The sequence below is a fragment of the Candidatus Lernaella stagnicola genome (assembly GCA_030765525.1).
Taxonomy (GTDB): Bacteria; Lernaellota; Lernaellaia; order Lernaellales; family Lernaellaceae; genus Lernaella; species Lernaella stagnicola.
In genome coordinates, this window is the sequence record JAVCCK010000010.1 from 512,098 (window position 1) to 537,706 (window position 25,609).

Below are 25,609 nucleotides of genomic sequence, written 5' to 3' on the forward strand. Positions count from 1 at the left end.
TCGATTTCTGTCAACGAATCGCCGCCGCGTCCGCCGTCGGACGATCGATCCTGGCAATAACCGCGCGATTGTATTACAAGTTTAATACCGACAAAGGTGGGGGATTCGCTTGGACGGCATCTACTTGGACTACAACGCCACGACGCCCATTGCGCCCGAAGTGCGCGAAGCGATGCAACCCTATCTGGAAAACCACTTCGGAAACCCATCCTCTACGCACTCCTACGGACGCGCGGCGCAGGCCGGCATCGCCAAAGCCCGCAACCAGATGGCGCTGCTGCTGGGGGCTTCGCCCGAGGAGATCGTCTTCACCAGCGGCGGCACCGAGGCGAACAACCTGGCGATCCGCGGCGCGGCCGTGGCGTTGCGCGACAAGGGCCGGCATTTGGTTACGACGACCGTCGAGCATCCGGCCGTCACGCAAGTGATGGCGCATCTGGAGAGCGAGGGGTGGGACGTAAGTTACGTGCCGGTCGACGAGCGCGGGCAGGTGGACCCCGAGGCGGTCGAGGCCGCGCTGCGTCCGGACACGGTGCTGGTGTCGGTCATGCACGCCAATAACGAGTTGGGTACGATCATGCCCGTGGCCGACATCGCCGCCCGCGCTCACGCCAAGGGCGTGCTGGTCCATACCGATGCGGCGCAATCGGTCGGGAAAATCCCGGCGCGCGTGTGGGATTTGGGCGTCGATTTGCTCTCGGTCGCCGGGCACAAGTTCTACGCGCCCAAGGGCGTGGGTGCGCTGTTCGTCAAGCGCGGCACGCCGCTGGCTCCGGTGTTGTTCGGCGCGGCGCAGGAAGAGGGACGGCGGCCGGGCACGGAAAACACGCCGTATCTGGTCGGCCTGGGCCGGGCGGCGGAATTGGCGATACGCGAGCAGAAAAAACTCGCGCCGCAATGGGCCGCTTTGCGGGATCGTCTGCAGGACGAACTTGTCTCGTCCTTACCGGCGGATCAGGTACGCGTAAACGGCGATTTGGAACACCACCTGCCCAACACGTTGAGCATCAGCTTCCGCGGTATACAGGGCGACGCCCTGCTCAACGGGTTGCCGGAGATCGCCGCAAGCACCGGTGCCGCCTGCCACGCGGACGCGGTATCGCTATCGACGGTGCTCGAAGCAATCGATTTACCGCTGGAATTCGCGAAGGGCACAGTACGGTTGTCCATCGGGCGATATACGACGGCAGAGGACGTGGATCGCGCGGCGAAATTAATCGTCGCCAAAGTCAAGGAAATGAGGCGATAGATGGACGAGGCAAAACGACCAATTCATCGGTATGTGTTGGCCGGACTGCTGGCGGCGTTGGTGGTGTTTCACGTTGTCTACTTTATGTCGGACGCTCGTTTGATCGTGGATCACGACGACTATTACCTCGGAATGTTCGCGCGCGATTTCGACGCCGGGCTTGTGCATCATCTTCAGGTCGCGGTAAGCGGCGCGGAAAAATATCCGCTGGTCAATTGGATGCTGTCGCTCTCGTACACAATCCTGCCGGACCATTCGGCGGTGTTTTTGGCCGTACCGTTGTTGTTCTACCTCTTGCTCATTTTGGGCATGTATCTGCTCGCCCGCGAACTTTCCGACACCGATACGGGCTTGCTGATCGCCTTTTTGATTGCCGTGGTGCCCATCGTCGATAATCACAGCCGCAAGTTCTTCCTGCAGCATTTCGCCACCGCGCTGCTGCCCTGGAGCTTCTGGTTTCTCATGCGTATCCGCGCCTCCGGCGGCCGCGCGGCCGACTACATCGCCTTGGGCGCGACGATTCTGCTGGCGAACCTGACGCACCCCTTGGCCCACCTCAACTCGGTACCGATTTACGTACTGCTGTTTTTTCTGCCGCGCTTGACCGGCGAGAAGACACCCCTCAATCGCCGAACTCACTTGCGAAACAGCGTGATCGTTCTCGCGGGCGTCTCGGCGCTGTCGCTTGTCTTCTTCCGAGACTTCGCGGGCTATTTCTCACCCGACGAAGGGTTCATGCAACTGCTCTCGAAGGATGCGGCGTCGGTAGGGGCCGGTCTGACGTTCGAAACGTATTCCAAGGAATTCTGGAGCACGCCCTTTGCCGTGTTGTACGTGGTACTCGGCGGCTTGTCGCTGCTCTTACCGCGCCTCCTGTTGCCCTTGAAAGCCCGCGCGGTCGGCGCCGGTTTGGTCCTTTGGTATTTTCTGGTGGCTGTCTTCTTCCACCTTCGCGGATTTTCGCTCATCGGTTTCACGCCCGCCTACGTGCTCTTGCCGCTGCTGGCCATCGTACCCCTGGTGCGGCGTCTGCCGTTGGAAGAGCTCGAGCCGCCGCGCCGGCCGAAGCTGAGCCTGGTTCTTGTGGGCTTGCTTTTGGTTCTGGGCGTGCTGACCAAGTCCGCCGTGTTTTTCGCTGAAAACGAACCCGAGAATTTCGTGGCCGGATTCGCCGACCGTCGGACCATCGTCGCGCAGGCCCCGGTGGGCCATGAAGCGTTGGCGTATCTCGTGCACTCCGCGCCCGAGGAGACGATCGAACTGACGATTTATAAGCTTCGCCCCGCGACCGCCAAGGTGCTCGACCCGGTGCTGGAGCGAAATCTTCACGGGTTGTCTACCGCGCGGCTTTTTGCCGCCGTACACGGTAAAAAGTTGAGCGAGTTCCGCGAAGGTCCGCCGCCGCGCCCGAGCGCCGAACTCTTCTACCAAAGCAGCGAGGAATCATTCGACACCGCCTCGCGTCGCCGTTTTGCCTCTTGGCTGCTCGATCTGCGGCGCGCATCACGAACCCAAAGCCTTTGGTGGTACGAATCGGGCGCCATCGATTACGCGCCGGCGCTGTGGCAGGCGCCGCTGTTCGGGCTCATTGCGGTGCGGCACACCAGCCCGCCGTCCTTGGACTACGCTTCGTTTCTCGGCGCCGCCGACGATCTCCCGGCGGACGAAGTCGATAAATTCCTGCAAGGTTTGAAAACCGAAGATCTCGCCGCGCTCGCCGCCGAAGCGCGCGCCAAAGGGCAAAGCGCGAAAGTCGGCCAGGTGTATTTTCACTGGGCGCAGCGCGAGGTCGACAGTTCGGAACAAGCCGTGCAGGCGACTCAGGCATTCTTGCGGGCGGGCATGGTCGATCGAGCACACCGCGCCTGGGAGATGGCCCTGAGCCGCGAAACCGATTTTGCCGCTCGCGTGCGTGCGTACCGTTCGATGAGGGAATTGGCCGTTGTCGACGAAGCCAAAGCCCGTTTCTTCGAGCGCTATAGCAACTTGACCCGCGAACAATTCGCCGCCGCGGGAAAGCAGGTCGACCCGACGGCCGAGATCCAGTTCCTGGCCTCCTTCGAAGTTGGGGCGTTGCGGCGGATGATCGACGAACTCGCCGTGGCGGGACACACCGACGCGGCGATCCGTATCACGGAGTATTTGCTCGCGCTCTATCCGCAGGACCACGAAGTGCGCATACGGCGGGCGGCGGTCACCGCGCAAAGCGGCAAACCGTCGCAGGGATTGTGGGACTCGTTTTTCAAGGAAAGCGACGACTTCGGCATGCAACTGGCCGGCCTTCGCGAGATCGCGCGACTCGAGGCGGCCAACCACGTACCCGGCGCATGGTTTGAGCGCTACGCGACTCAGTTGGCGGCGGGGCAACGCGGCAACCAGCAAAACCAATACATGTTGAGCTCGCTGCGGGTGCACCGGTTCAAGATGCAAAAGCAATGGCAGAAGGCGTTGGCGGCGGTGGCGGCGATGCGTCCAAACCTGCGGCCGGCGCAACGGCCCGGCGTCGATTACGAGGAAGCCGATATCCGCTGGCAATTAGGTAACGCTGAAGTAGCGCTGCCGCTTCTGGAAAAGAACCTGCGCGCGCTGCCGTCCGATAGCCCGGTATTCGCCGATTCGGCGCGCTTGCTGGCCGTCATCTACGCGAGCCGCGCCATGTACTTCGAAGCCGCCAAGTACATCAACATCGCTGCGCGCAGCATCGGCGACCCCAACTCCCTGGTGAGGGACGCAGCCCGCATCGCCGCGCAAATGCGTGAAGCGGGCGAAATACCGCGTGCGCGCGCTATGCTCGTCGATCTGCAGGATTCGGTCGACGGTAACGCCCGCGGTCTGTTGTTAATCGAGCAGGGTAAACACGAAATGGCCGCGGGAAACCGCGCCGCCGCCAAACGCTTTTTCGAGGAAACCGGCGATTACCTGACCGACGCCACCGCCCTGGCGTGGTTACGCGAAACCCTCGCCGATTGGGATCAACAGTAGGGGGGCGGCCCGGTTAGGCCGTCGCGCGATTGTTGCGGACGCCGGCTTCGGGGTAACGGTCGGAAAAATGCTGCAGCAGCCAGCGCTCGATGCGCAGGTTGATCAGTTGCGGCATCTCGATCGGCGCTGTGTGGCTGCCCTGGGGTACGATCAGAAGTTCCGACCCGGGAATCATTTCGTTCATTTTTTCCTGCACGTGCATCGGCGTGAAGGTGTCGTTTTCGCCGGCGATGATCATCACCGGCTTAGTGATCGTCGGCAGGAAATCCTCGGCTGTGTGCCGCGCGCAGTGGTCGAGCATCTTGGCGAACATGCGCAAGTCGATTTGGCCGATGAACTTCAGATACGGCATGAAATCGTCGTACTCGACCATGCGGCCGTTGATCTCGAGGTTCGTGGCGATTTGATAGGCCAGCTCGGTCGGCACAAGCCGGCGCCAAATGGCCCCAGGCACCCACGGGGTCAGCACGAATAGCGGATAGATAAAAGGGAAAATCGTTTCAAGCAGACGATTGTCGTGGAAGGTCTTTAGCGCGTGACCGTAGGGGCCGCATATCGGCGCGAGGCCGAGCACGCGGTCGGGGTAACGCCGCGCGAATTCGAAAATCACCTGGCAACCCATCGAATGACCGACCAGGATCGCATCTTCGACTTCATCGTCATCGAGAATGTAAGCGATGTCGTCGGCCAGATCTTCGATGGAAAGAAAATTGGTGTCGGCGGGCATGTCGCTAGTGCCGTGGCCGCGATAGTGCATGTGAATCGTACGGCAGTTGTCGCCGAAATCGCGGTGGAGGTACTTCCACACGTAGCCGTCACAACCGATGCCGTCGACCAGCACCAACGGCAGGCCGTCGCCGTTGCTGTCATACCGGATTTTCGTGCCGTCGAAGCTTTTGACTACACCACGTTTCGTGCGTCGCATGCGTGTTACCCCTCTTGCCGAACCAAGGAATATGCCGTCTCGTTGAGCCCCGTCTGGAAGGCGATTCTTTTTCATAACCGGAAAAGCGAACAAAGTCGAGTCTGTTGACGACAAACAGCCTCGGTGTCAGGTCAGGGAAAAGCCGGGTAGATCATCAGGTAGTGGTCCAGGGTGTAATAGTGGCTGACGACCAGGCCTTGCATGCCGTAATCACAACCCACCCAGAAACCGAAACTGCCGGCGAACATACCTCCGTCCAGCAACACGCTACGCCGCCACACAGAGCCGTCGAACCACACTTCGCGCAACGACGGATCGCCGCGGCTGTCCTGGTAGGCAATGTACGGACGGTCGGCTGTGTCCAGCGCCAGACAGGCGTCGGCGCCCTGGTTGCCGATGGCGTGTACGATTTCCGGCGTCCACACCCCGTCGTGATATTTGGCGTAGCGCAAATCAAGCAGCCCGGCGTCCTGATACGTCACATGCAAATCGCCGGTACCATCGACCGCCAGCGAACTCCAGCGGCCGAGATCTTCTTCCTCCGTGGCCGGTGCATCGACCACCGCCGTCGACCACGCGCCGAAATCGCCCGAGGCAACCATTAGGCTTTTCGAGTCGGCGTCGTAGTAGCTGATGTGAAACACGCCCGCGGCCAAAACGATCGACGTGTACAAGCCCACCGCCGTGCCGGCGACGACCACTTCGGTTTCCCACTCGGTTCCGAGGTGCCGCGCGAAACATAACGCGCCGCTCGCCGCATCGTGATAGCTGACGTAACGATAGCCGTTGACATCCACGACGATGTCACACCACGCATCACCTTCCAGCGACTCGACGACCGTCGAAATGTCCCAACCTTTTTCGGTTTGCATGGCCGCTTTCAGCAGATTGTTAAGCCCGTCCTGATACACGGCATAAACCGTCGTCGCCGCCGGGTCCATGGCGATCGCGGCGTGCCGGCCGTTGTTGAGCCCGTTGTCGATGACTTCGATATCCCAACTCGCGCCGTTCCACGCGGCGTGCTTCAGCCCGGTGAGCAGCTTGTGATAGACGATGTGCGGATCGCCGGCGGCGTCCAGCGCGACATCGGTAAAGCCGTTGGCGTCGTCGACGACCATATCCGACGGCGGCGGGGAGGCATCGTCGTCATTGTTGTCGTCGTTATCATCGTTGTCGTCGTCATCGTTGTTGTCGTCATTGTCGTTGTCGTCATTGTCGTCGTCATCATCACCGCCGGTGTCGTCATCGGTCGCGGTGTCGTCGTCGGCTGCGGAGTCGTCGTCGGTCGCGGAGTCGTCGTTGTCATCGTCGCCGGAGCCCGGATCGAAAGGCGTGTCGTCGTCCACCTGGCGGTCGGGAACCGTTTCTTCCTCGTCGCTGTCGGCGGAACTGCAAGCGAGCATCGGGATGAGAAGCAAGGCCACGGCAACCCACACAACAAGCAGGGACATAATGCGCATGATAGGGCCTCCCAAAGAATATCTTCCCGAATGACCGCCGGGGCGTCAATCGTTATCGGCGCAACAAGAGGTAGGAAAGCGTGCCTTTGTCCTTCAAACCCGCGGCGAAAAGCTGCTCGACCGAGCCCTCGCCGAAATAGATGTCGACCCGCGACGGCCCCTTGATCGCCGCGCCGGTGTCGACGTCGGCCACGATGTAGCGCACGTTCCGCTTCGCGACGCCGGTGGGGGTGTGGCGCGGCTCGGGAAAGGTCACCAAGCCGACGAGGCCCGCGCTGTAATAGCGCTTGTCGGTGGCGATCGATCGCTTGGCCGTTAGCGGCGAGTTGGCCATGCCGGCGGGTGGGCGGTCGCTGAGTTTGAAAAAGATGTAACGCGGATTGCGGCGAAAAAAGCGCTCGGCGACTTCCGGGTGCGCCCGCATGTAGCGACGCAGCCCAAGATAACCGCCCGGCCGCTGGGCCGCGGGCACGGCTTTTAGAATGTCATTCTCGACCGACACGTAGGGATGGCCGTTGTTGCCATTGTAGAGCAGCGTGCGACGGGTGCCATCGGGAAACAGCGCCATCGCGCTGCCTTGAATCTGCGCGTAATAGTAGCTGACCGAATTCTCGGTCCAGGCCACGGCATGACGCGCCGGGTCGTAGGCGCCGTCGGTGATCTCCGCCCGTGTCGGCGCCGACGTCAGTTTCCCGGCGACACGACGGTACACCTTGCCCTTGCGAGCCACGATGTCTGCCGGGCGTCCAAGAATCGGCACCGGGTAGGCCGTCGAACGCTGCCGGCTCACGCGCAGCAGCGGCGAATGGTAAGCGGTGAACAACGCATCGTCGGCGACGCGCACGATTTCGAAACGGCGGGCCAGTTCGGCGCCGAAATCCGCCCGCCCGTGCTTGGCGAGCACCAGCTTGCGCAACTCCCGCACCGTGGCCAGCGCGTGCGCTTTGGTCACCCGGCGCGAACCGAGGCGCAGGGATGCGGCCCCTTTGGTTTGCAGATATTTCTCCTGACGATCCAGCGCCAGCAGCAGTGAACGCACCTCGCCGTCGTCGCCGACCACGGTCGGCGTTTGTTGGCTCGCGGCAGGCCAGGCCAGCGCGAGCAGGAGCAGCAAAATCAGGGTTTTCGGGTGCATTGCAGTGCCATGATAGAGGCGCGGCGGGCTGTCGCCAAGGGAAAATCGTGTTATAGTCGCGCCGCAGTGAAGGAGGGCCTCATGTTTGGCCTGGGTTCGAGCGAAATTCTGCTGATTATTGTCGCGATTGTCATTCTGCTCGCCATGGGCAAACTGCCGGATGTCGCCCGCAAAGCCGGCGGCGCGTACCGCGCCTACCGCAAGGTCGACGACGACCTGCGCACGATGCGCGACCCCACCAAAATCATCGATATCCTCACCGAAGATCATAGCGTTACCGAAAAGAAGGACGCACCCAACGACACGCGGAAGGCGTGAGATAACCTCACGATGAAATCACAACCGGCGAAACAACGACGTTGGTGGCCGATGCTTGGCGCGGCGGTCGTGCTGATCGCGGCGGTCGTGCTGTTTTTTCATTGGTGGGGCGGCGGTGCAGCGCGATTCGTTGAAGCCACGGCGAAGCAAAATGACATCCGCGTGCGGCGCAATGTGCCGGTATCGCCGGAAGCGCCGGCCTTGCGGGTCGACCTTTTTGTGCCTACCACCGGCGAGAATCTACCGATTGCGGCGGTGCTGCCCGGCGGCGGCTGGAATATGGGCCATAAGGGTCTGAAAGCCGTGCAATTCCTGGCCGGGTGGCTGGCCGAGCGCGGTGTCATCGGCGTGGCGATGGATTATCGTCTAATCCCGGCTGTGTCGCCGACCGAACAAACCCGTGACGTAGCGCGCGGCGTGGCGTGGCTGGCGTTGCACGCCACCGAGTTTCGCGGCGACCCGCACCGTATTTTTCTGGTTGGTCATAGCGCCGGGGCCCATTTGGCGGCGCTGGTGGCTTGCGACCGGCGCTATCTCGACAAGCAAGGAACGTCGGCGGACGTGCCGGCGGGTATTGTGGCGATCTCGAATGTTTTCGATTTGCGTAATACCGAACATCCACTGGGTTCCATCGCCAAGCGCAAGATTACGACGGTGTTTCGCGACGCGGCGACCCGGGAATTGCTTTCGCCGCTCCTGTATGTGCAGCCCGGTGCGCCGCCCTTCTTGATTCTGCACGGCATGGGCGACCACCTGATTGCTCTCGACCAAGGCGCCGCGATGGTTGAAGCGTTGCACGCCGCCGGTACCCAAGCCGAATTTCACGACTTACCCGGCCGCGACCACATCGGCCTGTTTCATAACATGGACGAACCCGGCGATGCCGCCGCAGAAATGACCCTCGCCTACATTCGTGATCACTAAGGGCGTCGGTCGACGCTACCGGCTAGGGGACGATCGTCGTGCCGGCTTGGCCGTCGAGGGCGGCGGTAAGGTTTTCGGCGTTGGTGATGATCGCCCGCCTCCCGCCGCGTTGCACGAACTGGATCGCGGCCGACACCTTCGGTCCGATGCTGCCCGGCGGGAAATGCCCCTCGGCGAGGTAGTCAGTTGTTTGCGAGAGGTTGACGCGGTCCAGCGATCGTTGCCGCGGCGTGCCGAAATCCACGTACACTTGCGGCTCAGGCATTAGAATGATCAAGGTATCGGCCTTGGTTTCCGAGGCGAGCATCGAACTGGTCAGGTCTTTGTCGATCACCGCCTCGACGCCTTCATAGTTGCCGTCCTTGTTGACCATGATCGGGATACCGCCGCCGCCGCAGGCGATGACAATGTTGCCCTCTTGGACCGAGTGACGAATCATGTGTCGCTGCACGATTTTCAGCGGTCGCGGGCTGGGCACGACGCGGCGCCAACCGCGGTCCCCCTCGTGGACCATCTCCCAACCGAGATCCTGCTGGAGTTGCTTGGCTTGTTGCTTATCGTAGTGCATGCCGATCGGCTTGCTGGGCCGCGCGAAAGCCGGGTCATTGGCGTCGACGATCACCTGCGTGATGACCGTCACGACATACCGGCGAAGCTCGGTGTGGCGCATGTGGTTCAAAAAGGCTTGCTGTAGAAAATAACCCATCGAACCGGCGGTTTCGGCCACGAGAACATCCAGAGGCATGCGCGGCAGCACGTCGGCGGTGCGATCGGTGCGCAGCAGCAGATTGCCGACTTGCGGCCCGTTGCCGTGGGAGACGACGAGGTTGAAATCGCGTTCGACTAACACCATCAGCCGCGAGACGATCTCGTCCGCGTTGCGTTCCTGGGTGCTCACGTCGGGCGTGTCACCCTGGCGAATCAACGCGTTGCCGCCCAGGGCAACCAGGACCATCTGGCGATCGCTGCGATAAATGTCCATACGAACACTCCTTAACGTCGACGGCGCCGCAACACGAGCAGCGCGACCATGCTAAGCAACACAAACATGCCCAAATCGAGTGGGCCGCGCCCGGCGTGCAACGTCGCGCAACCGCGCCCGCTGTCATCGTCGTCGTCACCGTCGCCGCCGGGCTCGTCGTCGTCGGTCAGTTCGCCTTCCTCGCCGGGCAGCACTTGTTCCAGGAGGGCCGAATACGTCGCGCTTCGGACGCCGTGTTCATCGTAATCGCCGGTTATCCGCAACCACGCTTTGCGCGCCTCCCCGGCCTCGCCGAGCACTTGCGCGCAATCGCCGTCACAGCGTTCCCGCGAGTCCGCCCCGTCTCCGGATTCCCACAATTCGATCGACTTGAAGCGGTCGGCGGATTCATCGGTGATCGTCACTTTGAGTCGGCGCCCGGCTTGGAGATCGAGGATGTACCAATCGTCGTCGTATAGCCGGTTGTTGCTCAGTTCGGTCCGTCCGTCGAGGGCTCGCGAGTTGTAAAAACCGTCGTTGGGTTCGTCGGCATCGTCGGCGGGCAAGGGCTCGCCGCAAAAGAGTTCGGCGGCGGCCTGGATGTCGTCCTCGTCTAAATCTTCGGTGCGGAATCGAGACGTGTAGTAGGCATACATGGTGGCCGATTTCACCGCGGTATGGTCCAAGCCCCAAAAATGTCCGGCCTCGTGCGTCAACGTCGGGCGAATTTCGTAAATGGCGTTTTGCGGGTCGTTCGTATCCAGCGACCAGCGGTAATCCATGGCGTTGAAGGCAATATCGGCCTCGCGCAACGTGCCCGTGTTGTCGAACCACAGCGTCGTGACCGCCAGCGCCTGCTTGCCGAAAAGCCAAAGATCGGTCTCGAAAAAGACCGTGTTGCGATTATCCTGCGCCCCAGGCGTCTCGCTTTCGCGGCGACCGTCGTAGCGGAATTCAAGCGGCGCGCAAAAGGTCTGGCGATCGTAATTCCAACGCTCGATGGATTTGCGCAGCGCTGTCACCGTCGGACCGTCGGCAAGGTCCACGCCCAGCGGTTGCCGAACGTAGTAGGAAATGGGGTAACTGTCCCATTGGCAAATCTGCCCCGCGCAATCGCTGTATTCGAAAGCGACGGCCGGACCGGCCGCGATTAGGAAGAGAAACGCCCACAGTAGCGACAATCGAAATCTCATGAGCGCTTACTCCTGTGGGGCGGCCAGCAAATCCCCAAGATTCGCCAACGGCTCCGCCAGAGTGCCCACCTGTCGGCGGCATGCTTCCCCAGCGCCGTCGCACGCCGCGAAACGTTCGGGTGCCCGGCCCAGGACCTGCACGACCCAGCGCCGGCCGCTTTTCTCCACCACGGCCAGCATGCCTTGTCCCATGCCCACCGGCCGCAAGACATCGCGCCCGCCGTACCGCGTGCCGTCGCCGCGACCGAATACGAGAAAGGTGTCGCCGACTTCCGGTAGCGGCGCGCCGGGGATTCTCATCGTCAGGTCGCCGCGCTTGCCGCCCGGCAGACGCAACACCAATGAGGCGCCCGGGGTGCCGCGATAGGTTTGCGTGACCCGGCAGGTGACCAGCGTCGTCGGGATGCCTTCGTATTCTTCCACCGAGCGACTGATGGCTTCCACCAAAGCGACTCGTTCGGACTTTTCGATCAGTTGTTGCCACGTCAGCGGCAAAATCGTCGCGGCGGCGGCGACGCTCGCCGAACACAGCGCCGCGATCAGCAATACGCGGCGGAGGGTCGTTTTTTTCAAATCAGCCCTTTCTCTTTTAGGACATCGACTAGGTCGGGCTTGCCGATTTCCTGCAGTTCGTACCGGACCCGTACCGTTGGAGTGTCGCCGAAATCGATCAGGCGGCGCAAGTCGATGGGCGTACCAATGATCACCACGTCGCATTCCATCGCGTCGAACGTGGCCTGCAAGTCGGCAATTTGCTCATCGCCGTACCCGATCGCGGGCAGCAAATTGGCGAGATGATCGTATTTTTCAAAGATGCCGAGATAATCGCCCTGCAGGAAAGGCGTGGGATCGACCAGTTCCACGGCCCCGAAACGCTCCGCCGCCAACACGGCCACGCCATAGCTCATGCCGCCGTGGGTGAGCGTCGGGCCATCCTCGATGGCCAAGACGCGCCCGCCCTCGATAACCTTGGGGTCGTCCACGAAAATCGGGCTCGCCGCTTCGATGATCTTGGCGTCGGGATTCAACTGGCGCAGCGTTTGGCGCAGTTCGACGACGGCCTCGGGGTCGGCGGTGTCGATTTTGTTGATGATCGCAACGTCGGCCCGCAGCGTATTGGTCAGGCCCGGATAATATGTGCTTTCGTCTCCGACCCGGTGCGGATCGACGATGACGATTTCCAAGTCGGAAACGTAGAAGGGCAGGTCGTTGTTGCCGCCGTCCCAGACGATCACGTCGGCTTCTTTCTCGGCCTCGGCCAGAATCGCGCCGTAATCAACCCCCGCGTAGCAGACAATGCCGCTTGTGATGTGCGGCTCGTATTCCTCGCGCTCCTCGATCGTGCATTCGTGCTTGTCCAAATCGGCCATTTCGGCAAAGCGCTGCACCCGCTGCTTCACCAAATTGCCGTAAGGCATCGGATGACGGATCGCCACGACGCGCTTGCCGGACTCCTGCAGCAACTTGACGACCTTGCGCGTCGTCTGGCTTTTGCCGCAACCGGTGCGAACCGCGCACACCGAAACCACCGGCACTTTCGCCTTGAGCATGGTTTGCTCGGCGCCCAGCAGCACGAAAGACGCCCCGGCGGCGTTGACCATCGAGGCCAACGACATGACGGTTTGATGCGCGACGTCGGAATAGGAGAAAACGACTTGGTCGACCGAATGCTCTCGAATCAGATCGACCAATTCAGCTTCGGGAACGATCGGAATGCCTTCACCGTAGAGCGATCCCGCCAACTCGGGCGGGTAGCGGCGGTCATCGATGTTGGGGATTTGCGTGGCCGTAAAGGCGACGACCTGGTAGTTCTCATTATCGCGAAAAAACACGTTGAAGTTGTGAAAATCACGTCCGCCGGCTCCGGCGATCACCACTTTCTGGGCGGCCATGGGTCGTCTCCTTGCCTTTGCGAGAGGTTGTTGAAAGATCCGTCAAGAACTTGCGGTCTTGATCATGCGAAGCCAGGATAGGAACGGCCCGAACGAGTGTCAAGGCCTTGAAAACACGTATTTTTATGCGTTTTTCGTGAGTTTAGATGCAGCCCGCCGAGCGCCCGCCCGAATCGTCCAGGGGGCTTGCCGCTCGCCCACGCGGGTGATATATAGCGACCTCTTGTTGAGCGTGTTCTTTCCCAGATGGCCGAAAGGGGAAGCGGCTGAGGGATGCCGACTTCGGCTTCGGCGGCTGCCTCTGGTTTCGGAGGGATGGCCGAGTGGTCGAAGGCGGCGGTCTTGAAAACCGTTGAGCAGCAATGTTCCGGGGGTTCGAATCCCTCTCCCTCCGCTTTCTTTCGGCTTACGTTTGGAGAGGTGACCGAGTGGCTTAAGGTGCACGCCTGCTAAGCGTGTGAGGGTTTACGCCCTCCGAGGGTTCGAATCCCTCCCTCTCCGTTCTTCCCCCCCAGGCTAAGCCTAGACCCAAAACCGCGTGCATCTGACGACTTTGCCGTTGACCACACAGCCTCCCCACCGTTGGCGGTGAGACTATGCCACCCGGCGCTTGGCGAGCCTCACAAAAACGCGCTTCACATAACCCAATCGATGCCGTTCGGGGGTAGTTGCGACACATCAGCGCCCCAGGCCGGGTTCGGCTCTTCGCCCATGACAAAGAGCAATTCGCCCCCCGCGACCAATTCGTCGTGGGTGATCCACGCCCGTTCGAGCGCCGCACCGTTGAGATAAACTTCCTGGATGTACATCGCCTCATCCGAGAGATTCTCGGCGCGGATGACAAAACGCACATCGCCGTCGACGCGGCAGATCGCCTCGCTGAAAATCGGCCCGGTCAGCATGTAGATCGGTCGGCCGATCGTCACCGGATAAAGCCCCAGCGAGGCCAGCACGAACCAAGCGGACATCGTGCCCGCATCGTCGTCCATCTCCGGAATAAAGCCCTTGGGTTGATCGCGGTAGATGTGGCCGTGGTAGGGAATCGGCCACTTGTCGTGCGTGCCGTACCACTGATTGACCGGCTGCAGCAGCAGTTCGCGCACGATCTGTTGCGAGCGCCACGGCGCACCCAAATGGTTGAATAGAAAGGGCGCGTGGATATCCGGTTCGTTGCCGTGGTTGTGCAGTTCCTCAGCAAAATAGTACTCGAGTTGTGAACGCAACTCGTCCCGGCCGCCCACCATCGCGGCAATGCCCTCGATATCGTGCACGACGGCCCAGCGGTACTGCCACAGCGTGCCTTCGTACAAACCTCGGGCGTGCATGACGTCGGCGTCCTCACCCATCACCGCGAAATGCTCAAGCCACGTCGACTCGTACTCCAAGGCGCGCGCCCGGTACAGGTCGCGGTGAGTTTGATCGCCCAACAGCTCGGCCAGTTCCGCGACGGCCCAGTAATCGTACGACGCCTCCAGCACCGTATCGGGTGAATCGGGCGCCAGCGCCGCGGCCTCGGCGAGGATTTCGTCAAACGCGTCGGCCAGACCGAAGTCGTCGATCCCCTTGGCCGCCGCGTCAAGCAGCAGCGCCGGAGCGTGCTCGGTGCGCACGGTGGGGCAGGGCTCGTGATCGGTCGCCCAGTCGGCTTTGCCCTGCTGATACAGCTCGACGAGCGAGCGCGACCAATCGCCGACGCGCTCTGGATCCAGAAGCGTTTGCAGCGCGTACTTGTTGCGATAGGTATCCCACAACGACCAGCCGTGATAGCGCACATGACCCGCGGCCGCGTGTACCTCGCCGTCGGTGCCGCGGTAGGCGCCGTCGACGCCCGTAATGTCCACGGGCAGCAGCGACGCGCGATAAAGCAGCGTGTAGAACAAGCGTCGGTGTTCCTCCGCGCCGGTGACCACGACCCTTCCCAGGTGTTCGTTCCACGCCGTTCGGGCTTGCGCGTGCGTGGCGTCGAAGTCCCATCCCGGCGTTTCCGCGTCACGATTGGCCGTTGCCTGCGCCGCGTCGACGGTGGCCAGCCCGACCTTGGCTTGCAGCACCTTTTCCTTGCCCAAATCGAAGGTCAGGATGACGTCGGTGGATTCCTGGGAGGCGGGCACTTCCTCCCACGCGGTGACGGGGTGGTCGAACGCGGCGGCGAAGAAAAATTCGTACCGGCCGCGATTGCACACGTTGGTGGCCGACACCCGGCCGGTCACTTCAGCCTCGCCGAGCGTCCAGTCGGACCCGCGGTTATCGGCGAACGGTTCGTTGAGCGTCAGGCGCACACGGACGACACCACCCTCGGCGAAGGTGTAACGATGGCGGCCGACATGCGCGGTCGCGGTCAGCTCGACCCCGATGGATTGCACGTCTTGCAGAATGACGGAGTAGTAGCCCGGTGAGGCTGTTTCGGAGGTCTTGTTCAGCGTGGCGAAACGCCCTTGTCCCTCGAGGAAAGGCAGTAGCCGCACGCTGCCGCCTGCGCCGTTGCAGCCGACTCCTCCGATACGGGTGTGCGAAAAGCCGCGTACCAAGCGCGCGCCGTAATCGTAGCCCGCATGGCCGCCGGGCTGCGTGTCGGGCCCCAATTTGACCAAACCGAATGGCGTGGTGGCCGCCGGGTGCAATTGTCCGTGATCGCCGGCTGTGCCGATGAAGGGGTCGACGTACGCGGCGGGTTCGAAGGGCGTGGTGTCGTCGTCATTGTCATTGTCGTCATTGTCGTCGTCGTTATCGTCGTCGTCGTTGTTGTCATCGTCGTCGTCATCGGCGGGCGCGGGCGTATTGGTGTCATCGTCGTCGTCACCTTCGGCGCAAGCACCGAACAAAACGATAACGGTTAGCATTAACATGAAAACAATGGTCAGCTGTCCTGTACGCAATAAACGCCTCCGTTACATTTCGTAGTATCGGCACCCAACACGTTGGTGCCTGACCCCAATTTTGGGGGCTGGGGAATCCGTAAGTGGCTGTATTTGTTCATGTCACGTTTTCAAAACGGTTGGTGCCTGTCCCCAATGGTTTAAGGCCAAAATGGTGCGATACGGACCAGGTTCGGTTAGTGGCGGAATACGCGGATGCCGGTAAATACCATCGCCACATGGGCTTCGTTGCACAGTTGCGTGTTCTCGGCATCAGCCGGGGCACCGCCCGGTTGCATGATCGTCCGGATGCCTTCGGCGATCGAAACCTCGACCGGACCCGTGTCGAAAATCGCCCCGTCCGAGGCCATCGACGCGCCGATCAAGCCGCCACGTAGTTCCACCGTGTCGTCCCACACCGACCGGCGCATTTCCGGGTCCGATAACGTAGTGAACGGCCGCTTGAAACGCTCCCACGCCAGCCGATCGGCCATCGCGTGGTACGCCTTGTCGCGCGTCGTCTGGGCGACCGCCGTGCGATCCTGGCCGCCCACCCCCACGGCGACCGTCGTCCCGTCTTTGACGTACACGATGCTGTCGCTGACGGTGACTTCGGCCAGCTTCCACGCGAACAGCAAATTTTCCCATTCCTCGCCCGTGGGTTGACGCTGAGAACGAACCTCCGCGTTGTGTGCCACCGCTTGCGCCGGCCGGCAATCGTCACGGGTCAGCGGCTGCGGCGTCACGGCCCACTGGGCGACCACGCCGCCATCCTGCAGACTCGCGAACTCGAGATACGGCCGACCCACCCACTGCGTCAAGCGGTCGATACCGCCCACACGCAGCAGGCACAAGCGCGGATTGGCCGCCAATTGCTCCACCGCGCCCGGCTCGAAATCCGGCGCGACGACCACATCGAGCGACGCGTGCAGAATCGCCTCGGCCGTCGCTCGGTTCACGGAGCGGTTAAAGGCCGCGCATCCACCGCGGGTGCCGACGCGGTTGGCCAGAAACGCCGACCAAAACGCCTCCTCCACACTTGAGCGTATCGCGGCGCCGCAAGGGTTGTTGTGCTTGACGATAACGCAGGTCGGCTTCTCCAGCGTTTGGCGAAACACCGCCAAGGCGATATCGGCGTCGCGCAGGCCGGTCTTGCTCGGGTGCTTACCTTGTTGCAGCAACACGGCCGCGCTGGTCAGATGCGGGTGCGGGGCGACCAGTTCCACCTCGCCGATCACCAAATTACCGTTGATCAGCCGGTACAGCGCCGCGGGACGGTCCACGTTTTCGCCGTACCGCAAACCGGAACGGCCGCCTTCCACCGGCCACGTTACCTTCTCGTATTGCAGGGTTTGTCGTTGACCGCCCTCGACAAAGCTGATTTCGAGCTGCGACGGAAAGGCGTCGCGCGGCAGATCGGTCGGCACGGTGATGTCTTTTTCCTTCATATAACCCTCAAGCCTCGCTGTCATCGACAATGGTGTAGCGGCCGTCCTGCACTCGCACTTTGCCGCGCGCGATCGCATCGAGCACGGCGCTGTATAGTTCCCACTCGACCGCCAAACCGCGTTCCTTGACCGCGTCCAAGTCGTCCTCGGGCAACACCGGCACGGGGCGTTGGGCGATGAGCGGCCCGGTATCCATCCCGGCGTCGATGAAGTGCACGGAAATTTTTGTTTCGGTCAGCCGCGGCCCTTTTTTCGTTAGCCCCATGGCGAACTCGTAGCCGTGGACGCCTTGGTAAACGGCGGTGTCGGCCGGGTGAATGTTGATGACGCCCGGCAGGTCGAACTTTTTCAGGCGGTAGTCGGCGATGAACGCCGCCGTCATCAAGCGCATGTAACCGGCCAACACGATCAGGTCGAACTTAAAAGGCGCCAGGGCCTCGCGCGACGCGGCTTCGTGGGCGGCGCGGGACGGAAATTCGCGATCGTCCAGGCAGACGGTGTCGATGCCGAATTTGCGCGCGCGCTCCAAGCCGTAGGCATCAGCGCGGTTGGAAAACACGACGACCACTTCGCAGGCGATCTTGCCCGCGGCGCAATTCTCGGCGATGGCTTCGAAATTCGAGCCGCCGCCGGATAGGAAAACGGCCAGTTTCAGCTTGGCGCTCATGGCTTCGGTCCTTTGTGTGCCGCAATGATGGTTTTGCATCTTAGCAAGTTGCCGCGTGGTGGGAAAGACGAGGCATCCGTTCCGGAGAGGCTTTGCGGGAAGTGCGCCGGTGGCGATCAGCAGCGCTTTGCGATTTGTTTGAGCGCCTTGGCGGCGGCGCGGCGCACCGTCCAGGAATCCTCCGCCGCGATTTTTTCGAGTGCCGGAACGGCCGAGGCGTCCCCGTGCTTGCCGAGCGTGTGCGCGGCCGTCCGCCTCACGGATTTGCTGCCGTCATCCAACGCTCGCAGCAGCGGTGGAATGACCGGGCCGCCGCCGATTGTCCCCAAGGTTTCGATTGCCGTTTCGCGCACTAAGCTATCGGAATGATCCAACAGGCGCGCCACGAACGCGACACCGCCGGGGTCCTTGACGACGCGGAAGAAATCCAACGCGTAGAAAACGGCCTGCTTATTCTCGCCGGCGTCGTCCAATGCTTCCCCGACCGCCGTTACCGCTGCCGACCCGAACGTTACCAATGCGCCCTTCGTCTGGCCCATGCACGTCACCGAGGTTGATTTCACCATGCCGTCGGCCAAGGCGCGAATGGCGGCTTCATCGCCCACGGCCGTAAGTGCCGTAACGAGAACGGGAAGCTCATGCTGTTGATCGAATTCGTCCGTTCCGCGCACCAACCGCAAAAGCGCAAAACGCAACCCGCGTACGGATTTCGGACTCGCCCACGCCGCCAGCAACGCCTCGGCCGCAATGCGAACGCCCGTCTTTGTGTCGGACAATGCCAGAGATAACAGGGGAACCGCATGTTCCGGCCCCAACGCGGCCAAACCCATCACCGCGCTCTTACGCTCGTGCACATCGTGGTCGCGTAACGCGGATTTGAAGGACGAGTGCGAAGCGGCGGCCAGATCGCGAAGTGCGGCGGCCACGGCGCTTTGCACGGCGGCGTTTTCATCCGGCGATACGGCGTCCAACAACGGCTTCACCGACGTCGGCCCCAAGTCGACCAGCGCGGCGACCGCTCCCTCACGAACCTCGTCGTGGCGAAGCGCCTTGATAAGACCGTTTGCGTCGCGCGCCGCCTTCAACGCGGCAATGTCCGGCTGACCAAACAGCGACATTTTTTGCCTCATGGAGGAGAGATTGCCAGGCCATCGTGAACCCTTTCTTGGGGCCATACAAGCGCTGCGAAAACGGCACGGCGACCCGGATTTCCGCCCCCTTGCCGAATGTGAATATATGCTCCAATAATTGTTGTAAATAGGCTGGCGTCGTCCCCCGCTTCGTGCTAGCTTGGCGGCGATTTGGGAAACAGGCGCAATTCACCGTTTCAGAAGGAGACACGGCAAATGGACCGGCAAAATATTCTGGCGCGTTTGCATCTGCACGCTGTTCTGCCCGTACTCGCGAAGATCTGCGAATTCGACCGCGAGGCGCAGGATGTCACTAAGGATTGGAACGCGACGATCCAATTCGGCTACCTCGGCGGCCCGAGCGCGCAATTGCAGTTTACCGGCGGCAAATGCCGCGCCTACCGCCAAGCGGCGGTGAAACCCGACGTCAACTTCTGGTTCCCCACCGCGACGCTGCTCAACAATTTATTCTTGGGCCAGGGCGTCACGTTGCCGCTGATCAACGGCTTCTGGAACGTGAAGCTGATCAAGGGATTCATCGCTCTGACCAAGCGCCTCGAGTATTACCTCAAAGAACTCGACGGCCAGCCGCTGGAAGGCGAAATTCGCCAAAAAGTGCTGACCGCCAAGCTCTCGGTGGCCACTTGGGCCACGGCGATTCTCTGCGAACACGACTCGGCGCAAGCGGCCTTCGCCAATCACATCCCCGCCGGGGGCACCTTGAACATGATCATCGCACCGGAGGGGCCGGACTTCTACTTCAAGAAAACCGGCGCCGGCACATTCTTGGCCGGAGACGGTAAAGTCGCCGACCCCACGGCGGAACTGTCGTTCGCCAGCCCGGCCATCGCGATGGATCTGGTCAACGGCGCGATCGACACGATGGCCGCGTTGGGCAAGCGTGATTTAGTGATTCGCGGGCTGATTCCAATGGTCGACGACGTTAGTGCCGTGATGGAAAACGTCGAGTCCTACCTCGCCTAGACAGGAGTCGAGCATGGCTACCAAAAAAACCACTCAGAAGACTAAGAAAGCCGCCGTGAAAAAACCGGCTGCAAAAAAGAAGGCCGCGCCGAAAAAACCCGCGGTGAAGAAAGCCGCCGCCAAAAAGAAAGCCGCGCCGCCGTCACCCAGCTTCCAGAAGAGCGAGGAGCTCTTTCTGCGCGTGGCGAAAGTCGCGCCCGGCGCGATCTACGGCCACCAGAGCCCGGCGCTGACCGTGCCCGGTTCCTTCCCCTATTTCGCCACCCACGGCAAGGGCGCCTACTACTGGGATGTCGACGGCAACCGCTACATCGACTACCTGTGTGCGTACGGGCCGATGGTCACCGGCTACGCCAATCCCGTGGTGGAAAAGGCGGCGCAGGCGGAGCTGAACGGCGGCAATTGCTTCAATCATCCCAGCGAGCTCTTGGTCCTGATGGCCGAAAAGCTCGTCGACTTGATCCCCTTCGCCGATTGGGCTGTCTTCGCCAAAAACGGTTCGGACGTTACCACTTGGGCCACCCGCGTGGCGCGCGAACACACCGGTCGGCGCAAGATCGTCATGGTTCGCTCCGAATACCACGGCGCCCACGCCTGGTGCGATCCGGGGCACGGCGGCCAAATCCCGGAAGACCGCGCCCACAATTTGTATTTCACGTGGAACCGGCTGGACGAACTGCAAAGCCTGTTTGCCAAGCACGGCGACGATATCGCCGGCGTGATCATGACGCCCTTCCACCACCCGGCATTTGCCGATCTGGAACTGCCCGCGCCCGGCTTCTGGCAAGGCGTGCGTAAGATGTGCGACGACCACGGCACGGTGCTGATTCTCGACGACGTGCGCTGCGGTTTCCGCCTCGACCTGCGCGGCAGCAACTATTACTTCGGCTTTGAGCCCGACATCTCTTGTTACTGCAAGGCCATCGCCAACGGTTACCCGCTATCGGCGGCGGTGGGTCGCAACGAGTTGAAAAACGCGGCGTCCCGTGTATTTCTCACCGGTTCGTACTGGAACAGTGTGGCGTCGATGGCCGCGGCTTTGGTCAACATCGACTACTTGGCCAAGATCGATGGCATCGCCAAGATGGCGCATATCGGCCAAATGCTGATGGATGGCTTGGTGGAACGCGGCAAAGCCTTTGGTTACGAGATGAAGCCCACGGGTCCGCCCGCGATCCCCTTCATTCGTTTCGCCAAAGAGAACAATTTTATGCGCTTCCAGGTGTTCTGCTCCGAGATGGTCAAACGCGGGCATTTCTTCCACCCGCACCACAACTGGTTCATGTCCACCGCGCATACGGATAAGGACGTAAACAAAACCCTGGCGGCGTCCGAGGAAGCCTTCGCGATCGTTAAGAAGCAGTTCGCCGACTAAGCGGCGCTTTTATCGGCGCCCGCGTTTGCCGGGCGCTTTGCGTGGATCGAGCCGCGCTGAACCCTCAGGTGTTTAGGCGTTCAGCTATTCCAGGTTGTGCTCAGTGGTCGATACGAAATCCAAACTGCCGGAAACCAGGCTCGCCTCATTTAAGACCTGTTAACCGCAAGACTTTCCGCCACCGGCATTTTGATGTGCGCCCGCCTGCGCTATACTTCGATCATCCACGAACCGAGCGGAGCGCGACGATGTCGATTTGGCAGCGAATAGCGAACTGGTTTGTGCCGCCGGGCGACCCGCAGCCGGGTATCACCCACTTTCGCGGCGAAGGCGAAACCGAAGGTGTTCGGCTGCACCTGCGGATCGAACCCGACGGCTCCGGCGTGTTGATTGTCAACGCGGCGAAAATTCTCCACCTGAACGCCACCGCCGCCGAAATGGCGCAACTCGTCCTGCAGCGCGTCTCGGATAAAGACGCCGTCGCGCGACTCAATGCCCGCTACAAAGCGCCGAAAAGCCAACTGCGGCGCGACTACGTGGACCTCAAAAACAAAATCCACATGCTCGCCTCCCGCGACGACATCTGCCCCGTCACCTACCTCGACCTGGACCGCGTCGAGCCCTTCACCACGCGCGGCAGCGTACCGCATCGCATGGATTTGGCGATCACCTACGAATGCAACAACCAATGCGGCCACTGCTATGTCGCGCGGGACCGCACAATGCCCAGCCTGCCGCGGGAACGATGGCTGGCCGTCATCGAAAAAACCTGGGCACTGGGTATCCCGCAGCTTATTTTCACCGGCGGCGAGGCGACCCTGCACCCGGACCTGGCGGCGTTCATCCAGAAGGCCGAGGAACTGGGACAAGTCACCGGCCTGATCAGCAACGGCCGCATGTTGGCCGACCGCGCCTACCTCGACACCCTGCTCGATGCCGGGCTCGACCACGTGCAAATCACCTTGGAGAGCCACGACCCGGCGATACACGACGCCATGGTCGGCGTTTCCGGCGCTCACGCCGAAACCGTGGCGGGCATCAAGAACATTGTCGCCTCGGGGGCGTATCTGCTGACCAACACGACGCTTTCACGCCAAAACCGCGAAACGGTTTTGCAGACGTTCGACTTCCTCCACGCCTTGGGCGTGCGCAACGTGGCGATGAACGGCTTCATTCACGCGGGGCAGGGCGAGAACAATCCCGACGCCCTGGAAGAGGCGGAACTGCCCGAAGTGCTCGAGGCCGTGCGCGACCATGTCACCGAACTCGAGATGGCGTTTTTGTGGTACACGCCCACGCAATACTGCACCTGCAACCCCATCGACCTGGGCCTGGGCATCAAGCAGTGCACCGCGGGCCGTTACAACATGTGCATCGAACCCAACGCTCAGGTGATTCCCTGCCAGAGCTACTACGAGGCGCTCGGACATTTCCTGGACGACGACTGGAAGGCGATCTGGAACGACCCGCGGCTCGTCGAGCTGCGCGAGCACACCTGGGTCGACGAAAAATGCGCCGAATGTCACGACCTGGAAGTCTGCGGCGGCGGCTGCCCGCTCTACCGTCGCTTGCACGATTGAGATGACCGCTTCCGCCCTCGAAGGCAAACTCGCCCACTACGATAGCCAGGCCGGCTGGACGCGTTCGCTGCGCGCCTATCTCTATCGCCTCGCCGAGATCGGCACCCGCGAACGCGCGCTGGATGTCGGATGCGGGGGCGGTTGGCTGACGGCCGAACTACACGCCAAGGTCAAACACGGCGCCACCGGCTGCGACATCGACGAGGATATTCTAACTGTGGCCCGGCGTGCCCACTCGGGGCCTGAATTCGTCGTCAGCCGGCCCGCGCGGCTACCTTTCGCCGACGACACCTTCGACCTGTGCTGCTGCCATTTCACCTTGTTGTGGGCGACCGAGCCGGTCGCCTTACTGGCCGAAATGAAACGCGTCAGCCGACCCGGCGCGATCGTGCTGGTCATGGCCGAACCCGACTGGGGCGGCTACCTCGAATGGCCGGACCTGGGCCTGGGCCCGCGGATCGCCGCCGCACTGGCCACCCAGGGCGCCGACCCCCTGGCCGGGCGGCAGTTACGGGCTTGGCTCGTCGAGGCCGGGTTGACGATCCGCGAGTTGGGCATCACCGCCGGGCCGTGGCCCGCCGACGAGAACGCAATCGACGCCGCGTGGCGGCATCACCGCTGGACCTTGGCCGATCTGGTCGAGGAACGCACGTTGCGGGTGCTGGAAAGGCAGGCGCGGCGCGCCTGGGCCGAAGGTGTCCGTACCGTGCATTTGCCCCTGGCCTGGGCGGCGGTGGAAGTCTAAACGAGCGAACGCCAGATAAACGCGACGATTCCCGCCACGATGAAGTGCATGTCAACGACCATGTCGCGGGTGAGGGTGGGCAGTTGCACCGGCCGGCGGAAGAACTCGAAGTATAGGAATTCCACCAAAATCCAGTGGCCGAGAATCCATGCCAACCCCGGCAGCCAACCGGCGGCGGCCAGCCCGTACAGGCTCACCACCAGCCCCACCAGCACGTAGCGAATGAGTGTGTAGGTGCGCGCCGGGCCCAGCACGAGCGGGATGGTTTCGCGGCCCACGAGGCGGTCGGACGCCATGTCCGACAAATCCAAAATGACCGATCGCAGGCCCGTGACCAGGAACAAAAAGAGAAATGAGAGCACCACACGGTGCCACGAGCCGGATTGGTCGACGAAAAAGAGGGGGAAGATGCTCACCAGCGCCCACGCCGAGGCGACGAAGAAATTTTTGCTGGCGGCGATGTCTTTGAGGCGCCGGAAGCCCAGAAAACCCATCCAACTTCGCGGCACGACGCGCACCGAATACAGCATGCCGATGATCGACGCCGCGAGCACAATCCAAAACGGCACGACGCCCAATTTGAAACCCAGGACGATCGCCGCCAGCCCCGAGCCGATGCCCAACACCCACAAGATCAGGTTGAAACGGCGATAGAACGCCTGTCGTTTGGGGTCGTCGCGGAACTTGTCGACGCCGGTTTCGGTGAAGCGATTGAGCACGTGCATCGACAGCACGTAGCAGGCTACGAGCAAAAAGAAGTCGACGCGAAAACTGACACCCATCAGCATGGCGCCCACGTAGGCCAGCGCGCCCGCCGCCAAGCCCGTGGTTACGTGCGCCGCCGCCAGCGCCTCGATCACGCGCCGCGCCCGAGCCAACAGGGGCTGCGACTCGGCTTCTTCCATTTCCTGCAGGCGCGTCATGACGCGGTCGATGATCCAACTGGGCGTGCTGGCTCCGGCAGTGACACCGACCGTATCGTACGGCGAGAAATCGATGCCCTCGAGTTCGTCGGCGGTCTCGATGTGCCAGGTAGGCAGACCGAGTTCCTCACCGATCATCGCCAGCCGCCGCGTGTTGCCGCTGTTTTTGCCGCCGATGACGATTATCGCCTGCACCGTTTCGGCCAGCTCGCGGATGTCTTGCTGGCGGCGCTCCGTGGCGTTGCAGATCGTGTGGCGCACGTTGAGGTCGGTGTGCTTGGCCTCCAGGTGCTCGACGAGTTCGTAATAGGCGCGACGGTTGGACGTGGTTTGCGCCACCAGCGTAATCGGCTTACTCGGCGGCAGTTGCAGGGCGTCGAACTCTTCGAGGCTGAACACCACGTGGCAGTCGCCGTCGCGCGCCGCGCCCATCAGGCCGATGACTTCCGGATGCTCCTTCTCGCCGAAGATGACCACCGTGCGGCCTTTGGCCGCCTCGCGTTCGATGACCGTTTGCACCGCCTGCACTTTGGGGCACGTGGCGTTGAGGATTTCCAGACCGCGCTCGCGCAGGACATCCACGTCGCCGGGCGGCACGCCGTGGCTGCGGATCACCGCCATGCCTTCCTGCAACTCGTCGAGGTTTTCGGCGCAGGCGATGTCGCGCAGGGTCAACAGCTCGATCACCTGCGGATTGTGGACCAGCGGGCCGTAAGTGGCGATGGTGCCGTGCTTGCTCGCGCTCTCAGACAGCACCATGTCCACCGCCCGCCGCACGCCAAAGCAGAACCCGGCGTTCTCAGCCAGGATGAACTTGCGGCGCGGTTTGGCGGCTGGTTTGCTCACGTCGATATGATCGTCGC

20 protein-coding genes and 2 tRNA genes are annotated in these 25,609 nt (G+C 62.0%); 10 read left to right on the forward strand and 12 right to left on the reverse strand.

The window, feature by feature from the left end; translation table 11 throughout:
• Window positions 1–109 precede the first annotated feature (109 nt).
• Window positions 110–1,249 carry a cysteine desulfurase family protein gene (locus P9L99_06510; protein ID MDP8222993.1) on the forward strand — a complete coding sequence of 380 codons (1,140 nt, stop codon included), beginning with the start codon at window positions 110–112 and terminating at the stop codon, window positions 1,247–1,249.
• Window positions 1,250–4,231, forward strand: a complete 2,982-nt coding sequence (locus tag P9L99_06515; GenBank protein ID MDP8222994.1) for a glycosyltransferase family 39 protein — start codon at window positions 1,250–1,252, stop codon at window positions 4,229–4,231. It begins immediately after the preceding gene.
• A gap of 13 nt (window positions 4,232–4,244) precedes the next feature.
• On the opposite strand, the gene P9L99_06520 is transcribed toward P9L99_06515, so the two are convergent.
• The 3 genes from P9L99_06520 to P9L99_06530 all read right to left on the reverse strand — a co-directional run bounded on the left by P9L99_06520 (window position 4,245) and on the right by P9L99_06530 (window position 7,751).
• On the reverse strand, window positions 4,245–5,156 hold the full coding sequence (locus P9L99_06520) for an alpha/beta hydrolase (protein ID MDP8222995.1): 912 nt from the start codon (window positions 5,154–5,156) through the stop codon (window positions 4,245–4,247).
• 131 nt (window positions 5,157–5,287) lie between these two features.
• The gene (locus P9L99_06525; GenBank protein ID MDP8222996.1) at window positions 5,288–6,616 is read right to left on the reverse strand and encodes a hypothetical protein; all 1,329 of its coding nucleotides are present in this window, start codon (window positions 6,614–6,616) and stop codon (window positions 5,288–5,290) included.
• Between the two features lie 52 nt (window positions 6,617–6,668).
• The gene (locus tag P9L99_06530) at window positions 6,669–7,751 is read right to left on the reverse strand and encodes an MltA domain-containing protein (GenBank protein ID MDP8222997.1); all 1,083 of its coding nucleotides are present in this window, start codon (window positions 7,749–7,751) and stop codon (window positions 6,669–6,671) included.
• Window positions 7,752–7,832: 81 nt separating this feature from the next.
• On the opposite strand from P9L99_06530, the gene P9L99_06535 reads away from it, so the two are divergent.
• Both P9L99_06535 and P9L99_06540 read left to right on the forward strand, forming a co-directional pair.
• Entirely contained in the window at window positions 7,833–8,069 is a 237-nt protein-coding gene (locus P9L99_06535; protein ID MDP8222998.1) for a twin-arginine translocase TatA/TatE family subunit, read from the forward strand.
• Between the two features lie 12 nt (window positions 8,070–8,081).
• The gene (locus P9L99_06540) at window positions 8,082–8,993 is read left to right on the forward strand and encodes an alpha/beta hydrolase (protein ID MDP8222999.1); all 912 of its coding nucleotides are present in this window, start codon (window positions 8,082–8,084) and stop codon (window positions 8,991–8,993) included.
• A gap of 22 nt (window positions 8,994–9,015) precedes the next feature.
• Here P9L99_06540 and arcC read toward each other — a convergent pair whose 3' ends face one another.
• The 4 genes from arcC to P9L99_06560 are packed head-to-tail and all read right to left on the reverse strand — an operon-like array spanning window position 9,016 to window position 13,039.
• Window positions 9,016–9,975: a carbamate kinase gene (arcC, locus tag P9L99_06545; GenBank protein MDP8223000.1), complete on the reverse strand. Its 960-nt coding sequence runs from the start codon at window positions 9,973–9,975 to the stop codon at window positions 9,016–9,018.
• An 11-nt stretch (window positions 9,976–9,986) separates the two neighbouring features.
• Window positions 9,987–11,147, reverse strand: coding sequence for a matrixin family metalloprotease (locus P9L99_06550; GenBank protein ID MDP8223001.1), 1,161 nt, complete (start codon window positions 11,145–11,147; stop codon window positions 9,987–9,989).
• A gap of 6 nt (window positions 11,148–11,153) precedes the next feature.
• Window positions 11,154–11,720 (reverse strand): hypothetical protein, encoded by a 567-nt coding sequence (locus tag P9L99_06555; GenBank protein ID MDP8223002.1) that lies wholly within the window; start codon window positions 11,718–11,720, stop codon window positions 11,154–11,156.
• Window positions 11,717–13,039 (reverse strand): cyclic 2,3-diphosphoglycerate synthase, encoded by a 1,323-nt coding sequence (locus P9L99_06560; protein ID MDP8223003.1) that lies wholly within the window; start codon window positions 13,037–13,039, stop codon window positions 11,717–11,719. Before P9L99_06560 ends, P9L99_06555 begins: the two co-directional genes overlap by 4 nt.
• A 309-nt stretch (window positions 13,040–13,348) precedes the next feature.
• Here P9L99_06560 and P9L99_06565 point away from each other — a divergent pair.
• A tRNA-Ser gene (locus P9L99_06565) sits at window positions 13,349–13,433 on the forward strand.
• A 20-nt stretch (window positions 13,434–13,453) separates the two neighbouring features.
• Window positions 13,454–13,540: transfer RNA gene (locus P9L99_06570), tRNA-Ser, on the forward strand.
• 134 nt (window positions 13,541–13,674) lie between these two features.
• Here the strand turns inward: P9L99_06570 and P9L99_06575 are convergent.
• The 4 genes from P9L99_06575 to P9L99_06590 all read right to left on the reverse strand — a co-directional run bounded on the left by P9L99_06575 (window position 13,675) and on the right by P9L99_06590 (window position 19,127).
• Window positions 13,675–15,915, reverse strand: a complete 2,241-nt coding sequence (locus P9L99_06575) for a GH92 family glycosyl hydrolase (GenBank protein ID MDP8223004.1) — start codon at window positions 15,913–15,915, stop codon at window positions 13,675–13,677.
• A 176-nt stretch (window positions 15,916–16,091) separates the two neighbouring features.
• A complete protein-coding gene (locus P9L99_06580) occupies window positions 16,092–17,342 on the reverse strand; it encodes a hypothetical protein (GenBank protein ID MDP8223005.1) in 1,251 nt (416 codons plus the stop codon).
• Window positions 17,343–17,349: 7 nt separating this feature from the next.
• A complete protein-coding gene (purN, locus tag P9L99_06585) occupies window positions 17,350–18,009 on the reverse strand; it encodes a phosphoribosylglycinamide formyltransferase (protein MDP8223006.1) in 660 nt (219 codons plus the stop codon).
• Window positions 18,010–18,125: 116 nt separating this feature from the next.
• Complete coding sequence (locus P9L99_06590; GenBank protein ID MDP8223007.1) at window positions 18,126–19,127, reverse strand: HEAT repeat domain-containing protein; 1,002 nt, start codon at window positions 19,125–19,127, stop codon at window positions 18,126–18,128.
• A gap of 228 nt (window positions 19,128–19,355) precedes the next feature.
• Here P9L99_06590 and P9L99_06595 point away from each other — a divergent pair, with 228 nt between their 5' ends.
• The 4 genes from P9L99_06595 to P9L99_06610 all read left to right on the forward strand — a co-directional run bounded on the left by P9L99_06595 (window position 19,356) and on the right by P9L99_06610 (window position 23,823).
• The gene (locus P9L99_06595; protein ID MDP8223008.1) at window positions 19,356–20,123 is read left to right on the forward strand and encodes a hypothetical protein; all 768 of its coding nucleotides are present in this window, start codon (window positions 19,356–19,358) and stop codon (window positions 20,121–20,123) included.
• 13 nt (window positions 20,124–20,136) lie between these two features.
• Window positions 20,137–21,498: an aminotransferase class III-fold pyridoxal phosphate-dependent enzyme gene (locus tag P9L99_06600; protein MDP8223009.1), complete on the forward strand. Its 1,362-nt coding sequence runs from the start codon at window positions 20,137–20,139 to the stop codon at window positions 21,496–21,498.
• A gap of 248 nt (window positions 21,499–21,746) precedes the next feature.
• Window positions 21,747–23,078, forward strand: coding sequence for a radical SAM protein (locus tag P9L99_06605; GenBank protein ID MDP8223010.1), 1,332 nt, complete (start codon window positions 21,747–21,749; stop codon window positions 23,076–23,078).
• 1 nt (window position 23,079) lies between these two features.
• The gene (locus tag P9L99_06610) at window positions 23,080–23,823 is read left to right on the forward strand and encodes a methyltransferase domain-containing protein (GenBank protein ID MDP8223011.1); all 744 of its coding nucleotides are present in this window, start codon (window positions 23,080–23,082) and stop codon (window positions 23,821–23,823) included.
• Here P9L99_06610 and ispH read toward each other — a convergent pair.
• Complete coding sequence (ispH, locus tag P9L99_06615; GenBank protein ID MDP8223012.1) at window positions 23,820–25,592, reverse strand: 4-hydroxy-3-methylbut-2-enyl diphosphate reductase; 1,773 nt, start codon at window positions 25,590–25,592, stop codon at window positions 23,820–23,822. The genes P9L99_06610 and ispH overlap by 4 nt on opposite strands.
• Window positions 25,593–25,609: the final 17 nt, after the last annotated feature.

Coding starts and splice junctions, on each gene's coding strand:
- P9L99_06610 (MDP8223011.1), top strand. CDS start 23,080: ATGACCGCTTCCGCCCTCGAAGGCAAACTCGCCCACTACGATAGCCAG.
- P9L99_06525 (MDP8222996.1), bottom strand. CDS start 6,616: ATGCGCATTATGTCCCTGCTTGTTGTGTGGGTTGCCGTGGCCTTGCTT.
- purN (MDP8223006.1), bottom strand. CDS start 18,009: ATGAGCGCCAAGCTGAAACTGGCCGTTTTCCTATCCGGCGGCGGCTCG.
- P9L99_06580 (MDP8223005.1), bottom strand. CDS start 17,342: ATGAAGGAAAAAGACATCACCGTGCCGACCGATCTGCCGCGCGACGCC.
- P9L99_06595 (MDP8223008.1), top strand. CDS start 19,356: ATGGACCGGCAAAATATTCTGGCGCGTTTGCATCTGCACGCTGTTCTG.
- P9L99_06605 (MDP8223010.1), top strand. CDS start 21,747: ATGTCGATTTGGCAGCGAATAGCGAACTGGTTTGTGCCGCCGGGCGAC.
- P9L99_06515 (MDP8222994.1), top strand. CDS start 1,250: ATGGACGAGGCAAAACGACCAATTCATCGGTATGTGTTGGCCGGACTG.
- arcC (MDP8223000.1), bottom strand. CDS start 9,975: ATGGACATTTATCGCAGCGATCGCCAGATGGTCCTGGTTGCCCTGGGC.
- P9L99_06540 (MDP8222999.1), top strand. CDS start 8,082: ATGAAATCACAACCGGCGAAACAACGACGTTGGTGGCCGATGCTTGGC.
- P9L99_06590 (MDP8223007.1), bottom strand. CDS start 19,127: ATGTCGCTGTTTGGTCAGCCGGACATTGCCGCGTTGAAGGCGGCGCGC.
- P9L99_06530 (MDP8222997.1), bottom strand. CDS start 7,751: ATGCACCCGAAAACCCTGATTTTGCTGCTCCTGCTCGCGCTGGCCTGG.
- P9L99_06560 (MDP8223003.1), bottom strand. CDS start 13,039: ATGGCCGCCCAGAAAGTGGTGATCGCCGGAGCCGGCGGACGTGATTTT.
- P9L99_06600 (MDP8223009.1), top strand. CDS start 20,137: ATGGCTACCAAAAAAACCACTCAGAAGACTAAGAAAGCCGCCGTGAAA.
- P9L99_06550 (MDP8223001.1), bottom strand. CDS start 11,147: ATGAGATTTCGATTGTCGCTACTGTGGGCGTTTCTCTTCCTAATCGCG.
- P9L99_06535 (MDP8222998.1), top strand. CDS start 7,833: ATGTTTGGCCTGGGTTCGAGCGAAATTCTGCTGATTATTGTCGCGATT.
- P9L99_06520 (MDP8222995.1), bottom strand. CDS start 5,156: ATGCGACGCACGAAACGTGGTGTAGTCAAAAGCTTCGACGGCACGAAA.